Annotated in this window: 11 protein-coding genes and 3 pseudogenes; 6 read left to right on the forward strand and 8 right to left on the reverse strand. The window is 41.5% G+C overall.

Going from position 1 to position 15649, the window contains the following annotated elements; translation table 11 throughout:
* A complete protein-coding gene (locus J5O05_RS20010) occupies positions 1 to 408 on the forward strand; it encodes a type 2 periplasmic-binding domain-containing protein (protein WP_208844718.1) in 408 nt (135 codons plus the stop codon).
* A gap of 77 nt (positions 409 to 485) precedes the next feature.
* Here the strand turns inward: J5O05_RS20010 and J5O05_RS20015 are convergent, their stop codons facing one another.
* Both J5O05_RS20015 and J5O05_RS20020 read right to left on the reverse strand, forming a co-directional pair.
* Positions 486 to 776, reverse strand: a complete 291-nt coding sequence (locus J5O05_RS20015; RefSeq protein ID WP_208844719.1) for a hypothetical protein — start codon at positions 774 to 776, stop codon at positions 486 to 488.
* Positions 757 to 1035 (reverse strand): DUF3081 family protein, encoded by a 279-nt coding sequence (locus J5O05_RS20020; RefSeq protein WP_208844720.1) that lies wholly within the window; start codon positions 1033 to 1035, stop codon positions 757 to 759. The genes J5O05_RS20015 and J5O05_RS20020 overlap by 20 nt, the downstream gene beginning before the upstream one ends.
* A gap of 262 nt (positions 1036 to 1297) precedes the next feature.
* Here J5O05_RS20020 and J5O05_RS22170 point away from each other — a divergent pair.
* A pseudogene (locus J5O05_RS22170) lies at positions 1298 to 1633 on the forward strand (MBL fold metallo-hydrolase); the annotation flags it as partial.
* Positions 1634 to 1958: 325 nt separating this feature from the next.
* On the opposite strand, the gene J5O05_RS20030 reads toward J5O05_RS22170, so the two are convergent.
* The 5 genes from J5O05_RS20030 to J5O05_RS20050 form a co-directional block, all read right to left on the reverse strand.
* Positions 1959 to 3470 (reverse strand): DUF2252 family protein, encoded by a 1512-nt coding sequence (locus J5O05_RS20030; RefSeq protein WP_244370105.1) that lies wholly within the window; start codon positions 3468 to 3470, stop codon positions 1959 to 1961.
* A 2-nt stretch (positions 3471 to 3472) separates the two neighbouring features.
* Complete coding sequence (locus J5O05_RS20035) at positions 3473 to 4294, reverse strand: polyphosphate kinase 2 family protein (RefSeq protein WP_208844722.1); 822 nt, start codon at positions 4292 to 4294, stop codon at positions 3473 to 3475.
* A gap of 368 nt (positions 4295 to 4662) precedes the next feature.
* Positions 4663 to 5466, reverse strand: coding sequence for a DUF1338 domain-containing protein (locus tag J5O05_RS20040; protein WP_208844723.1), 804 nt, complete (start codon positions 5464 to 5466; stop codon positions 4663 to 4665).
* Positions 5467 to 5542: 76 nt separating this feature from the next.
* Entirely contained in the window at positions 5543 to 6562 is a 1020-nt protein-coding gene (gene astA, locus J5O05_RS20045; RefSeq protein WP_208844724.1) for an arginine N-succinyltransferase, read from the reverse strand.
* 50 nt (positions 6563 to 6612) lie between these two features.
* Complete coding sequence (locus J5O05_RS20050) at positions 6613 to 7818, reverse strand: aspartate aminotransferase family protein (RefSeq protein ID WP_208844725.1); 1206 nt, start codon at positions 7816 to 7818, stop codon at positions 6613 to 6615.
* Between the two features lie 156 nt (positions 7819 to 7974).
* On the opposite strand from J5O05_RS20050, the gene J5O05_RS20055 reads away from it, so the two are divergent.
* Positions 7975 to 8403: an Lrp/AsnC family transcriptional regulator gene (locus J5O05_RS20055; protein ID WP_208844726.1), complete on the forward strand. Its 429-nt coding sequence runs from the start codon at positions 7975 to 7977 to the stop codon at positions 8401 to 8403.
* Between the two features lie 35 nt (positions 8404 to 8438).
* Here the strand turns inward: J5O05_RS20055 and J5O05_RS20060 are convergent.
* Positions 8439 to 10239: pseudogene (locus tag J5O05_RS20060) on the reverse strand (putative bifunctional diguanylate cyclase/phosphodiesterase).
* An 885-nt stretch (positions 10240 to 11124) separates the two neighbouring features.
* Here J5O05_RS20060 and J5O05_RS20065 point away from each other — a divergent pair.
* From J5O05_RS20065 to glgB, 3 genes and pseudogenes are all read left to right on the forward strand, one after another.
* Complete coding sequence (locus J5O05_RS20065) at positions 11125 to 11421, forward strand: isoamylase early set domain-containing protein (RefSeq protein ID WP_208844727.1); 297 nt, start codon at positions 11125 to 11127, stop codon at positions 11419 to 11421.
* Positions 11422 to 11433: 12 nt separating this feature from the next.
* A complete protein-coding gene (gene malQ, locus J5O05_RS20070) occupies positions 11434 to 13428 on the forward strand; it encodes a 4-alpha-glucanotransferase (protein WP_208844728.1) in 1995 nt (664 codons plus the stop codon).
* Positions 13421 to 15648 (forward strand): annotated as a pseudogene (gene glgB / locus J5O05_RS20075) (1,4-alpha-glucan branching protein GlgB). The gene malQ and the pseudogene glgB overlap by 8 nt, the downstream one beginning before the upstream one ends.
* The last annotated feature ends 1 nt before the right edge of the window (position 15649 follow it).

Raw genomic sequence — 15649 nt, forward strand, 5'->3', positions numbered from 1 at the left:
ATGATCAAGTATTCATTAATCAGTTTAGCGCTTCTAAGTGCAAGCGCGTCAGCAGGTGTAGCGGTTGTTGTCCATCCAAGTAATACCAGCGCATTGGATGCCGCAGCGATAAACCGCATATTTACGGGTAAAGAAAAAGCATTTTCTAACGGAAATAAAGTAATTCCGATAGGGCAAGATAGCGGTACTGCGGCGACAGGTGAGTTCAATGAGAAAGTGTTAAATAAGACTGCCGCTCAGTTGAAAGCGTATTGGTCAAAACTCGTCTTTACAGGAAAAGGCACGCCGCCGAAAGAAGTGTCGAACGATCAAGAAGTGATTAAATTAATCAGTTCTAATCCCGATACGATTGGTTATGTGTCAACCGACGCTGTGGATGCTTCGGTAAAAGTGGTGATGGAGTTTTAAGCCATAAACCTGCTTACACAATAACCATGTAAACATACTGTTGTACAAGGCCAAAAGTGCGAAACTTTTGGCCTTTTTTATGTTAACCCTTTAAATAGTAGGGGATATTTAAGGATCTTTCTACTGATATAGTCATCATTCAATATTTGCGATGTGATCCGCTCGATGTCATCATCGATGCAAAATACCCACTCAAGGCGTTCTATTGCGGTGAGCAACCCTTTGTTGAACGAGTACTCGCGTTTTAACTGTTGGCAGTTACATCTAAGCTGAGACAGCTTGCTCGGGTCTGCAGTTAGTCGCTCAAGCGCCGCTCTCACATAGTCCAAGTTTTTACTATTCGTCGGTCTACGTCTGACTTTGTTCATTGAGGGCAAGATCTTTAATTCGATGTATGGCATCCATGAAAACCAATTTTTGGTCTTCTTTTTCGTAGTCGAGATGATAGGTATTGTGGAAACCAAATCGCAATTGTGCGCCGTTTGTCTTTAAATACACTGTGTAGCCATCGAAATCTGAGAACGCGGTTACGCCATTGAGCATTTTGCCTTCATCCACTAATTCACCATGGAGCTGTATATGCTCGTAGACGAGCAGTAAGGTCTTGCTATCAATTTCATTTTTCATAAGATCTCCAGTTAAGAAGTTTGAAGCGTTTTTGAACTATTGAAACGATTTTTACCCTCTGGAAAGAATAAAAACAGGCTTAGTTGCCACATCCGCGACCACTTCTATCGTCCTTGTTTTATAGGTCCGTTGAAGTGAAATAGATCACAAATTGGGATGCCTTATGTTGTAATAGAGGCAGTCATTGCAATATTCAAGTTATTAATAAGTGAATATACATTTTTTAGGCACATCGTCAGGTAGTCCGAGTCTCAGTCGAAACATGTCGGCTACAGGGATAAGCTTTGAACGTTCAAAAGCGTGGGTATTAGTTGACTGCGCTGAAGGCACACAACATCAACTTCTTAAAAGTTCTTTATCGCCATACCACTTAAGCGTTATAGCAATAACACATCTTCATGGTGACCACTGTTACGGCTTACCTGGTCTAATTGCTGCAATTATGGTCTCCGGTCGAACAGCCGCTGTTGATCTGATAGCACCAGAGAAAGTCATTCAATTTGTTCGCACGACACTTGCATTAACTCAACTTGATTTGCCTTTTGATTTACGCTGCCATGCAATTGAATACATAGAGAATAAGCTGACGTTTGATTGCTGTGAAATTGAAATACTCGAATTGAAACACCGAGTACCAAGCTATGGTTTTCGTATTACAGAACTTCAAATTCCGAGAAAACTGCGAATTGAACAACTTCAAAATGATGGTGTTCAATCTGGTCCTCATTACAACACCTTACAAAAAGGAAATGACGTTTACTTCAATGAACGGTTTTTGAGAGCGAAAGACTACACCTTCTATTCTTGGCGGCCTAGAACAGTCATTGTGTGTGGGGACAATGAAAAACCAGCTTTGTTAGCAGACGCAATTAAAGGTGTAGATTTACTCATACACGAGGCAACGTTTACAAATCGAGATCTAATTAAAATACGCTCGAACACTGGGCACAGTGATGCTCTGCGAATTGCACAATTTGCACAGAAGCATCAATTACCAGCTCTTGCACTTTTTCATTTTTCGGTGCGTTACCATGGACAAGATATGCTGACTCCACTTCAACATGAAGCCAGCAAAAATTATTCCGGTGAGCTAATTTTCGCGTACGACGGGCTTCGTCTATACGGTGAGAAAGCATCTCAACTAGAAGTGCATGGTCTTGGGATACTTGGTCTGCGTATTTTGTTGCCATGTCGACCAGTTTGTCTATGTATCTAGGTAACACGTCAACGACCTGTTGCTGAAACGCAAGAGAACGACGGTCGCCTCTCATATGCGCGAGTGCTAACGCTTCTCCACAGGTTTGAGCATATTGTGTAAAACCGTCTTTAATCGCAGCACGTTTTCCAAGCGTGAAATGCTCAGGATCAATCCCAACTCGGGCGTGATGACGTGAGCGGATTAGGTAGTGTTGTCCTTGCCAAAGTGCATCATCCAAGATTAAATCTGGACGTCTTTGCATTCTGCGCTGGCAATGCACAGTTAAATGCGCTGGATTTAAGCGGTTAGTTACGCAGAGTTGAGGGAAAAAGTGTAGCGGTGCAGCTTCGCGCTGTTGTTTAACTTCTACGATGTAACAAAGAGAAAGTGTTTCGGGTGTAATGTGTTTTGGACCAACAAGCAAGTAATAGCGTAACATGTTGTTCGACCCTGTACCTGCGTCAATACGTTCAACGATGTCTAAAATTTCGTCAGATACATAAGGCGCAAACACGTTTCTAATTTCTTCATCCGTAGGCTGGTCTAAACGTCGAAACTTACTATCGTCTTCCTTGAACTTTAGTGGAAAAGAGAAGCAATCTATTTCTTTAGCTAATGTACTTTTTGTTAGAAACGCAGCACCATCACTTAAACGTTGTAGGCCTTTTTGCCAACGTTTGAATAAAATGTGCTTCTCGCTAAACGCCAGCAGAGCCGACTGGCTTGTTATATGGCCTGCTAATGATGATTGACAATATTCCATGTAAGATTGAATGAATGCATGCATTGCTTCCTGAACCTGAGATACTTTTACATGATCTTTTTCTCTGTCGGGTGATTGGTCGTTGATAAATTCTTGTTTTAATCGAACGCCTTCTTGTTGCGCGAGAGGCAGGCTGACAAGGTATCTTAATAGATCCCAAGCTGCATGACCAATACAGGCATCGTCAAAGTCGTTGGGTGCAAAAATAAGGGTTTCGCCGTGTGCTCCTTCTTCACTGATGAAGCCGAAATTGCTGACATGGCAATCACCCATAATGGTCGTCAACGGTATACTCAACAGTTCATTTGGTAATGACAAATGGTTAGAATGAATATCAGCGTAGAATACGCTGGCACTGCCTCTAAAAAAGTAAAATGGGCTGGTGGCCATCTTTAGGTGTTTAGCAATAGATTGGTCTGGCGCTTTGCCATCAACAAACTGCAGTCTTGCCTTTAACCATGTAGAGCGTTCCATAATTACTCCTTAACGCTGAGTCCGAGTTGTTGTTTCGCGAGCTTCACGACTTCGCGGTCGATTTCAGGGGGCGCAACAACGATATCTTCACTCAGTGCGCTTACTATCGTTTCAAGAATTTTCACACGTGCATACCATTTATGTTCAGCCAAGATGATATGCCATGGAGCTGTTTCTGTATCGGTCTTACAAAACATATCGTTATAAGCATGAATGTAATCTTCCCGCTTTTGACGATTACGAACGTCTTCTGCAGTGAGCTTCCATCGCTTAAATGGATTATTAAGACGCTCTTCAAAGCGTTTTAGCTGTTCATCTTCATTGATGTGGAGAAATAGCTTGATCACTTTTACATCATCATCAATCAGTAATCGTTCAAATTCATTTATTTCTTGATAAGCGCGTTGCCATTGTGCGTGCGTTGCAAGGCCTTCAACACGCTCGACTAACACTCTGCCATAATAAGAGCGGTCAAAAATCGTTAAGCACCCTTTACTAGGCAATTTATTAAAAAATCGGTAGAGGTAATGCTTTCCCTGTTCCTCCTCATGTGGCGCTGAAATAGGGTAGACAGCATAGCCTCGAGGATCCAACTTTTCTGTAATGCGACGAATTGCACCACCTTTACCTGCTGCATCCCAGCCTTCAAAAACTATCAACGCTCTTTTTTGTTGATGGTAATAGGCTTGCTGCACGTGGAGTAGTTCGTTTTGCCAGTACTTAAGTGCTTGCCGATAGGCCTTTTTATCTTCAAGCGCAGGGTGAGCTTTAGCCAACTCTTCAATGCAAATATTGTTGTTCCGTAAATTAATGGGACTAACCATTGTTACCTCCTACCTTGGTCAACGTTCTGGATTAAAGCCGCAATCTAAGCCTGATTCTTATGCTTCCTAAGTCGTTATTTTTTTATTTTTGGCTTAGGTGAATGTTTCTTAGATACATTTTCAACTTTATGAACGGCTCTTATCTTGACCAAGACGAGTCGCTAAAACAACACTTGTATCCAACTTAGATCAAAAATAAGTCAGTAATGTGACGGATAATTGAACAGTGATAATCGCGTTAAGTTGTCTTGGGTTAAAAAGATGATTTGTGTTGAAATGAGAAAAGAAAAATGAAAAAAGCGGCCTAAGCCGCTTTGGGATCACCTAAGGTGATAGCTAAACAAGAGTATCTTTCATTAACGAAAGGACTAACGAGCGTTAGTACTTTCGAAAATTTTATCCGCTGAAGCGGCAACAAAACCGGTATAAAGCTCGCCGTCTGCTTTAGGGTAGCGAAGGGCGAATTCATAAAAGCAACTTGGGATTGCGAATTCGCCATCGCTGAATTTCACTGAGAACTCATCAGCAAGCGTTGAAGATTGCTCTAGCAAAACTTCTGGTGAGCCTTTGATTTCACCGCCTGAAGTATTCAATGCAAAACCACCGTCTTTTAATGCTTGATTCACAGATTCGATAGTGTCGAAGTTGTTCAGATAGTTAATGCTAACGGTAAAGTGATTAGCTCTGAAGCCCCATGCAGCCATCCACGCAGCATATTCGCTCTCAGTTAACAAGGTTTTGTATTCTTCATGGCTTACTTGCCAATGTGTTCCCGAGTACAAAAAGTTGTCGTTTTCAACAACTGAAGGATCAATTTGGTCGATCATTCGATTGATAATACTTTGCAGTTGTTCAGAACACTGTTCTAAAAGTAGTTCCGAAATAAACACCTTTGGCTTAGTTGGATCTGAATGTTCGAAGTGTTTAGCGTATAATTTCTTTGCTTCGAAATGATATTCGCCACACTCTTTGTAACCAACTGCTAAAAAGTGCGCAGCAAGCTTTTCTAAACCGATTTTCGAGTGGTTAAATGTACGTAAAGCGATGTGGTCATTTATTACGTCGTCTTGTTGTGTTGACCCCAAAAGCTCATGAACTTTAACCGCTGATGGTGTAACTGATAAGTAGTTATCCCATAGGTTTGCAAAAAGTGTATCTACGTTGTTGTGCATAATGTTCTTCCTAATAGTTTGCAGTGTTTGCTGCAAGTTTGACTCGCGTTTAATTTCTAAGCACGACGCGAGACACTTATAATTCGAAAAACCTCACAGAGTCGCCATTTTTAAGCTCAAGCGCTTCAGCCACTTGTGGTGTTACAACCAGTTCTTGTTTACTTTCGTCGAAAATAGCCTGTTTAGTGTAAGTCGCTCTAAAATCGGCGAGCTTTTGGTTGCTTATGGCAAAAGTGACTTCACCACGAGCTTCACCAATAACGATTGGATATTCTTTCGACTCTTTGATGCTACGAATGTTTTGCATGCGACACTCGACTGTTGGACCCGCGTCGAACAAATCAACATAGCCACGGTGTTCAAAACCTTCTTTTTCAAGCAGTTTAAGTGCAGGCTTGGTCTTTTCGTGAACATGTCCAATGACAGACTGAGCCTCTTCACTGAGCAAATTCACATAAATAGGGTGCTTTGGCATAAGTTCAGCAATGAACACTTTATTGCCAAGCCCAACAAGGTGGTCGGCAACAGGAAAATCAATGCTAAAGAAATGATCTTGCAACCATTCCCAGAAGGGTGAATGGCCATTTTCGTCATTCACACCGCGCATCTCTGCAATGACAGTGTCGGAGAATCGACTCTGATGATCTGCCATGAATAAGAAACGAGAGCGAGATAAGAAGCGACCAGCTAACCCTTTTCTAAAATCTGGGCGTAAAAACAAGGTACAAATTTCGGTTGCACCGGTGTAGTCATTACACATAGTTAAAACTTCAACGGTGTTGTACACATTGAGCGTTTTCGAATGGTGAACCGATTTACTTTTGTAGTAATGATACAGTGGGGTATCCATGCCAACTGCTGCTTCAATTGCCGTTGTACCAAGTATGGTTTTTGTTTCGAAATCTTCCAAAACAAATAGATAACCTTCGTCAGTAGGACAATCAACAGGCTTTTTGAAGCTGTCTTCAGAACGCGTAATCTTACTTTGTAGCTTTTCATCGTCAACCGGTAACGAAGTAAATCCGGGGCCGGATTCTTCCGCTATCGTTCGAAGGGCTGCGAAGTCAGTCGCTTTTATGGGTCTTAATACTTTCATAGTAGGCTCCAAACGGGGGTAGATTACCCCTCGTTTAGGTCTTATCTAAATTAGCCGTTAACCACGTCAGCAACCGCTTTTTCAAACGCCGCTAAACCAGCTTCGATGTCTTCATTTGGGATAACTAATGATGGAGTGAAGCGTACTACATTTGTACCAGCAACAAGCGTAAGCAATTTATGGTTTGCGCTTGCTACTAGGAAATCACGCGCTCGGCCATCGTAGTCTTTGTTTAGTACAGCGCCAATAAGAAGACCTTCACCACGAATTTCAGAGAATACGTTGTATTTAGCGTTGATCGCTTCTAGTCCTTCACGGAATAGCGCTGATTTTGCTTTCACACCTTCGAGTACTTCAGGCGTATTTACTGTATCAAACGCTGCTTCTGCTACCGCACATGCTAGTGGGTTACCACCATACGTTGAACCGTGCGTGCCTACTTTTAAATAGCTCGCGATCTCTGTCGTTGTGATCATCGCACCAATAGGGAAACCACCACCTAGCGCTTTTGCTGTTGATAGAATATCAGGTGTAACACCTAAACCTTGATAAGCATAAAGATTACCAGTACGACCAACACCTGTTTGTACTTCATCAAAAATTAAAAGTGCATTGTGTTTATCACATAACTCACGCACTGTTTGAGCGAATTCAGCATTAGCTGGAATGATACCACCTTCACCTTGAATTGGTTCCATCATTACCGCGCACGTGTTGTCGCTGATCAACGCTTTGAATGCCTCAATGTCATTGAAATCGCAATGCACGATATCCTGAGGCTTTGGACCAAAGCCATCTGAGTATGCAGCTTGTCCACCAACAGTTACGGTAAAGAAAGTACGGCCGTGGAAACTTTTAGCAAATGAGATAATTTGAGTTTTGTTTGCACCGAACTTTTCAATCGCGTATCGACGAGCAAGTTTAAGTGCTGCTTCGTTTGCTTCCGCACCTGAGTTAGCGAAATATACTTTTTCTGCGAAAGTTGCGTCTGTTAGTTTTTTCGCAAGGCGTAAAGCAGGCTCGTTTGTCATAACGTTCGATAAGTGCCAAATCTTTTCACCTTGTTCTTTTAACGCGTTTACAAGTGCTGGATGGCAGTGGCCTAAACAGTTAACCGCAATGCCACCGGCGAAGTCGATATACTCGTCGCCATTTTGGTCCCAAATTCTTGAACCTTCACCCTTAACTGGGATTACCGCTGCTGGGTTATAGTTTGGGGCCATTACTAGATCAAATAGCTCACGATTTACTTGCATGACGACTTCCTCATAATTTTGAACGGGCTGAGTGGAGATGTTTTTATTTGCTCAGCGTTAGTTTTTTCATTATTGAACCATTTTAATCAAAATTGCAGTGTTAAAATGATAAAAATGAGATAATATTTTTACAAAATGAATGGTAATGGTGACGATATGATAAGTGAACAAGATGAAAAGCTGTTAAATTTACTTCGCGCTGATGCAAGAATGAGCATAACGGACTTAGCAAAACTATTGTCAGTATCTCGGGCAACTGTACAAAATCGAATCGCCAAGCTAGAGCAAAGTGGCGTAATAAAAGGTTATCGAGTTGAATTTGGCGGTGACTATGCGAATGCGTTGGTTTCGGCCCATGTTTCAATAAAGGTTAAACAAAAGCTGACCACTAAAACGAATTTGGCACTTAAGCAAATGAGTAATATCTCTGCGCTTTATGCGATTAGCGGCGAGTACGATTTAATCGCGATTGTTTCTGCACAAAACCTAGAAAAGCTAAGCCATTTACTTGATGAAATTGGAAATTTAGATGGGGTTGAGCGAACCACGTCGTCGGTGATTTTAGAAACTAAATTTGAACGATAATTAGCAGCGTCTTGCGCCTAAAAATAAGCTAAATGCTATTCAGGTAACCAGACGCTTGTGCCTGTAAGCGCTACATTGTTAACGTTAGCTTTGAGTACTTTGTTGTTAACACGGGTCGATGATTGAGGTTGACTTACAAGGTATCCCTGCACGCAGCTTATTCCGAGTTGCTTAACCAGCTCGAACTGTTCAGTACGTTCAACACCTTCTGCAACAAGCTTTAGCCCCAAGTCTTTTCCGAGTCTCGCTAATTGATTGTAGAATTTTGAAATACTTGATGCTGTCATGGGCCGAAGATATGAACTGTTTGTCTATTTTTATGACATCAATGGGCAAATCAGCTAGGGTACTTAATGAACTAAAACCAGTACCAAAATCGTCAATCGCAATAATAATGCCTGCCGCACGACATTGTTCCAACTCTTCAATGATATGGGAACTTGCTTTTATGAGCGTGGTTTCAGTGATTTCAAGCATCAGTGAAGAGGCTGGCAATTTAGTTTTAGCTAGAATATCGGAGACCCAACTATAGAGTTTTCTGTGGCGTAATTGGACACCTGAAACGTTTACCGACATTTTTACCTTTTTCATTCCAGCGTAGTACCAAGCGCTCATTTGGGCGCAAGCTTCGTACATGATCCAATCGCCTAGCTCCAAAATGATATTTGTTTCTTCAGCAATCGGAATAAATTCACTTGGCGTAATGTAACCCTCAACAGGATGATGCCATCTAACTAATGCTTCAAAATAATCAATCGTGCAATCACCAACATGAACAATAGGCTGAAAGGTGAGAAAAAAGTTGTGAGACGCAAGTGCAAGGCGTAACTCTTCAACTAAATAGTGATACCGTCGAAGCTTGCTGCTCATCTCTGGTGAATAGATTTTGAAGATACCGCGGCCATCTGTTTTTGCTCTATACATCGCAACATCCGCCATTTGTAGTAATGACTGTGGTGTTGCGGCAGAATCAGGGTACGTTGCGATACCAACACTCGCACTAATTTTGATTATTTTATTGCCTATATCAAAGTCAGTTTCGATCGCATTTAATACGTCTTGTGCAATTTGAACACATTTGTCTTGATTGTCGAATTCGTCTATGAAAATAGAAAACTCATCACCGCCTAAACGGGATAGGCAATAGTCAACTTCATTGTCGTTAACTGTAATTAAATCACTAATCTCATGACGTCGCGTTATTTCGTTTAGCCGTTTGGCGACGCTAATTAGCACTTCATCACCATAACTGTGGCCAAATGAATCATTAACTTGTTTAAAGCCATCTAAATCGATAAACAGAAGTGCACACTTGGATTTTGAGCGTTCTGCAAGCATAAGCTTTCTACTTAAATGCTTGAGGAAGGCGTGCCTATCAATTAATAGCGTGAGTTTGTCTTGATGATGAAGGTAGGTCGACTGAAATTGTAACTGAGAAAAACGTTCTGTAGATTTTAGAAGCAATTGTTCGAGGTCATCGCAATATTTATTTTCTATAGGGCTAGAAAGCGTTTGGTTTTTCGTAATTCCTTGAGATAAAAAAAAGTGATTGAGGGTTTCTGTTATTTTGTCTTCATGCTCAATTGTTTGTTCTTCGTGATTGAACAAGCGGTGAAGATAAATACTACCAGCCGTAAAGAATAGCGTTAACAATAAAAAAACAGGGTCGAGCAACGTGGATATAATTGCGATATTTGCAGGAACAATAACGAACTCACTTTCGTCTTTACTTACTAAAAAATAGAGCGTTTGTTTATCGTTGATGTAGTGGACATTGAAAAACGAACGAGCTTCACTGAAGTGATTTTGCTGGAGTGATTGCACTGGGATATGAATTTGGTGAGGCGCTGTTACACTTTCAGTGGAGTTAGCTAATGTTGCAATTAAAACAGAATTGAAAATCAGCAGGACCGAGAAAAATAGACCTGTTATTAGAATACTTCGTTTTAATACCAACTTACTCAATTTAAACCCTTTCTAAGCGAAAAAATGGTGTGCTACTTTACCAATCAATGTGCGAATCAACTTGTCTAGCAATACAAACATAAGGCTAGCTGAAGTATATAACCTAAAGCTTAATAGACCTAATAACATATTATTACAGACCATTTTTCTAACCTTGTTTTTCATGTTTCGGGATGGTGTGTTTGTACTTAAATTTAGCATCTATTGTTTATCGAAATGCAATTGTCAATCTAGGACTCTGTGATCCATGTCCCCAAAGTTTGTCTCTTTGACAGCACAAATTTGTCTTTTTGCAATGTTCTACCAGATTAACCCAAATCGATGAGAAAAATTTAATCCTAGAACAAATTTCAAGTTGTATTTTTCCACCAAATGGCTTTTTAAAACTTGGGCAAATAAACGAATCATTACAATAAACCTAAGTAAAGCAAACGTAACTCCCCAAAAAATATCGACATGTGTGTAGAAAAATTTAGTTATTTTCACTTTACAGTAAAAATATGCTCGACTAGTTTAAATAAGCAATCTCTCATGTTGGTCTAACAATTGCTCTTGTTCAAAGGAAATGTGAAAAATGAAGAAATCGAGCAACTTGCCGTAAATCATGCACCAAACAGGTGCGCATTTTTTCATTCTTGCACTGTCATAATGCGTAAACAATTGTTTGTTTTACTCATTTATTAGCTCACAGATAACCGTTTTTGGGCTGTATACGGCTCTGTGATTAAGAACTATTTGTTTATTCTGGAGCTGGTTATGTTGACTAAACGTTTTTTCAAAACTAAAGAAGAAGCTGAAGTGACTTTCGAACACGTTTGCCCATCTGCTGAAAAGGTTGAATTGGTCGCTGAATTCACTGGGTGGGAACCTATCGAAATGAAGTATTCCAAAAAGGACAACTTGTTTCGTTTGAAGCAACGTCTTCCAGTTGATAAAGCGTACTTGTTTAAATACCTCATTGATGGCGAAGTGTGGGATAACGACCATGCTGCCGACGACTATATTCCGAATGATTTTGGTACAGACAACAGTTTAGTCAACACAGCTAGATAATAAGGTTCCACCATGGATGTATTGGAACAAGCCATGTATCTACATGGTGTTGGTAGTGAGTTTACTAAGTACACAGGTGAACACGTTTATTTTTCCCATGACACACGTAAGCAGGCTTTGCGGTGTTGTGACATTGACGTGTCTGACATAGTTGCTCTCAGTGCACACAATTTTGAACATGATATTGCGAAATGGTTGAAGCCAGTGACTGACGTTTCGCTTGTAAAAGAAAAGGACTTTAGGTTATCTGTTCGAGTTCCAGAATCAGATTTAGATATGTTGATTGGACTTGAAATCCCGAGTCTTCAAATCAATCTGCAGCAGAAGCTAATACCAGATGTACTCGGTGATTATCGCTACAATGATATTCGCTATGTGGAAGTCGGATTGCATCTTCCATCCATACCAATCGGTTATCACAATGCAAAATTGACTTTTAAAGGAGAGCAATTTCCGACCGAGCTTTGGATTGTCCCATCGGAAGCCTTTGGAGCTGACGATGAAGATAAACGAGTAGGGCTTTCCATTCAGCTATATAGTTTGAACGAGAAAGGTAATCTAGGTATCGGGGATTTTGGGGACCTGAAGCAACTTATTCAACAAAGCCGAGGACAGCTCGACTACATCTTGCTGAACCCTTTACATGAGCTATTTGAAGATCAACCTGAAAGAGCAAGCCCATACAGTCCAAATCACCGTTGTTTTTTAAATCCGCTCTACATCAATCTGGTGGAAGCCGTTGCGCTCGCTACGACGGATACGGGGACGCAATTGTCGCGAATAGTCGAGGAAGCTTCACAGACAATCAAACGCGCATCTTTTATCGACTACAGTGAGGTGTCAAAAATAAAGTATGAAGTGTTAGGACTACTTTATCGAGATTATCTAACGTGGAATGTTGAGAGGAAAGAGCGAGCCTACAATGAATTCCTGTCTTACGCAGTAGTTGCTGCCTCTGAAATTAATGAACACGAATTGACGCAAAGTCACTTTTATCAATGGTTAGCGCACAAACAACTTTATGATTGTCAAACCATGTGTGAACGCGTTGGTATGGGGATTGGTTTAATTAATGATCTAGCCGTTGGGTGTGCGAACGATGGCGAAGAGTTCCGAGAATATAGGCATTTGTTTGCGAATGGAGCAAATGTTGGTGCGCCGCCAGACCCTTGGGCAGAAGATGGACAAGATTGGGGCTTACCCGCGCTCGATACTAAACATCTAAGCTTGGATAACTATGCTTATTTTCGTCGCCTAATAAAAAGTAACATGAAAGGCGTAGGCGGTTTACGTATAGACCATGTCATGGCTATCCGCCGACTGTGGTGGTGTTTTACTCAAGAAGATGGACATCGCACGGGTTGCTACATGTATTACCCATTTGAACATCTGCTTTCTATATTGCTGATTGAGTCTCAATTGAATAACGTCATGCTAATAGGCGAAGATCTGGGTATCGTGCCTGAGGAAGTTCGTGCGGCTCTAAAAGAGTCAGGGATCTTTTCAAACATTCTTTTTTATTTTGAAAAAGATCACCTAGGTCAATTCGTCAACCCCATCACGTATCGAACAGAAAGCTTGCTCATGATAGCAAATCATGACGTCCCTCCGTTTTATGGCTGGTGGGAGTCGAGAGACATTGAACTTCGCTATGAATATTCACTTATAAATGACCAAAAGAAAGACGAGTTGTTACAAGAAAGGCAATTAGAAATTGCTAAGTTATGTACTTGGATCCATCAGCACAGTGGTAATCAAGTCACAGCATTGTGCTCGCCTGAGTTGGTGTATGAGGTCCTTCTTAAAATTCTCGCTAAATCAAATGCACGCTTGTTGACTGTCCAGTTGGATGATCTTGATGAAGCCACTGTCCCAGTAAATATGCCGGGAACGAACTTGGAGTTTCCGAATTGGCGCAGAAAATTAAACCACTCGGTCGAAGATATTTTTAATAAGAAGCTCGAGCTTCTAAAAGAAGTAAAAGAATTAAGGACATTGAATGGGTAACATCCGACTAAAAAATGAGGAAAGTGGTGAGTGGCAAGCTGAATTGGATGCGCTTAATCATGCCAGTTTTCGAGACCCATTTTCATTTTTGGGATTACATAAGCTCGATGCTAAAACCAATGTAATCAGGGCATACTTACCAACCGCTATTGATGTCAGTGTGAGTGTTGGTACGCAAGAATTTGTTATGCAACGCGTAGCTAAATCGTCGCTTTTCTTTGTGATGTTGGACGTTTCAATTGACGCTAAGAAGTATACATTACAGGCAGAGTATGAAAATGGAAAGGTAAGCCTTGAAGACCCTTATCGCTTTGGGACATCGCTTAATCATCACGATTTATACCTCTTCAATGAAGGAAACCTCGAAACGAGTTATAAGTTACTTGGTTCGCATCTTGTCGAGTTAGACTCGATATCCGGTGTTCGTTTTAGCGTGTGGACTCCCAACGCCAAAGCTGTGTCGGTCATTGGTCATTTTAATGGCTGGAATGCCTGCGCTCATCCAATGCGATTTCATCCAGCGGCTGGAATTTGGGAGCTTTTTGTTCCAAATCTGCGTGCCAATGAGACCTATAAATACAGTATTTTGGCAAGTGATCTAAATCGATATGAACGCGCCGACCCATACGCATTCAAAATGGAACAATCGCCAGGCACCGCATCCATCGTGCAGCCGCTCGTCTCTATCTCCGACAAATCGGCGGAATGGATAGAAAGCCGGAAAAAGCAGAACGCAGTCGACGCACCCGTTTCAATTTACGAAGTGCATTTAGGAAGTTGGAAGAGAAGAGCAGAAGAAGGTAATCGATATCTCACCTATCGCGAACTTGCGGATGATTTAGTCAGCTATGTTAACGAGCTTGGTTTTACGCATATTCAGTTAATGCCGGTTAGTGAATATCCCTTTGATGGTTCATGGGGGTACCAGCCAGTTGGTTTATTTGCGCCAACAAGCCGTTTTGGAAGTGTTGAGGATTTTTCCTATTTCGTAGAGCGTTGTCACGAAGCTGAATTGGGTCTAATCGTGGATTGGGTTCCAGGACATTTTCCGTCAGATGAAAATGGTCTACATCTTTTTGATGGTACTCACTTGTACGAGCATGCGGACGCGAGACAAGGTTTTCACCCAGATTGGAACACCTACATCTATAACTACGACAGACCCGAGGTTCAGTCTTATCTACTTGGTAACGCACAATATTGGCTAAGAGAGTTCAAAATTGATGGGCTGCGTGTTGATGCAGTTGCTTCAATGCTCTATCTCGACTATTCGCGTAAAGAAGGTGAGTGGATCCCAAATTGTTTTGGTGGGCGCGAAAACCTCGGTGCAATCGCATGCTTAAAAAAGTCAATGCGAGAAGCTATGCTAATTGTCCACAAGTAATGATGGTCGCGGAGGAATCTACGGCGTGGCCTGGTGTGACGGCACCGACCGATTACAATGGTCTCGGATTTGGTTATAAGTGGAATATGGGGTGGATGAATGATTCGCTGTCTTACATTAAACGTGACCCAATTCATAGAAAATACCATCATCACGAAATCACCTTTTCGATGGCCTATGCTTACAGTGAAAATTACATTTTGCCCTTAAGCCACGATGAAGTAGTGCATGGAAAAGGGTCGCTATTATCAAAAATGCCCGGTGATGATTGGCAACAATTCGCAAATCTTCGGGCTTATCTTGCGTTTATGTTTGCGCATCCAGGTAAAAAGCTTTTGTTTATGGGCGCAGAACTTGCCCAACGAGAAGAATGGAACCACAACGGGCAACTTAATTGGCCACTGTTAGATTCTGAACCTCATCGCGCTGTGTTCGAACTCGTTAAAAAACTGAATCAGCACTATCGTACGATCCCAGCTTTACATGAAAACGATACAAAGCCAGTCGGGTTTAAATGGATTGATTGCCATAATGCAGAGCAAAGTATGCTCAGTTTCATCCGATTCGGGAAGCAAGCGAGCGAAGTTGTGGTGGTTATCGCTAATTTTACACCCACAGTTCACCATACTTACAGGATTGGGGTTCCTTCATCTGGGGTATATCAAACAATACTGAATACGGATGATGAACAGCTCTATGGTTCTGGGGTTCTTGCAGTTTCACATGCACAGCAACTGGTCGAATCAAAGCCTGTTACAAGTCATGGATTTGAGCATAGTATTGAGTTAAGTATTGGGCCTCTTACCACACTCTATCTGAGAAAGGTGGCAGGGTAGC

The organism is Pseudoalteromonas xiamenensis, from assembly GCF_017638925.1.
GTDB classification, from domain to species: domain Bacteria; phylum Pseudomonadota; class Gammaproteobacteria; order Enterobacterales; family Alteromonadaceae; genus Pseudoalteromonas; species Pseudoalteromonas xiamenensis.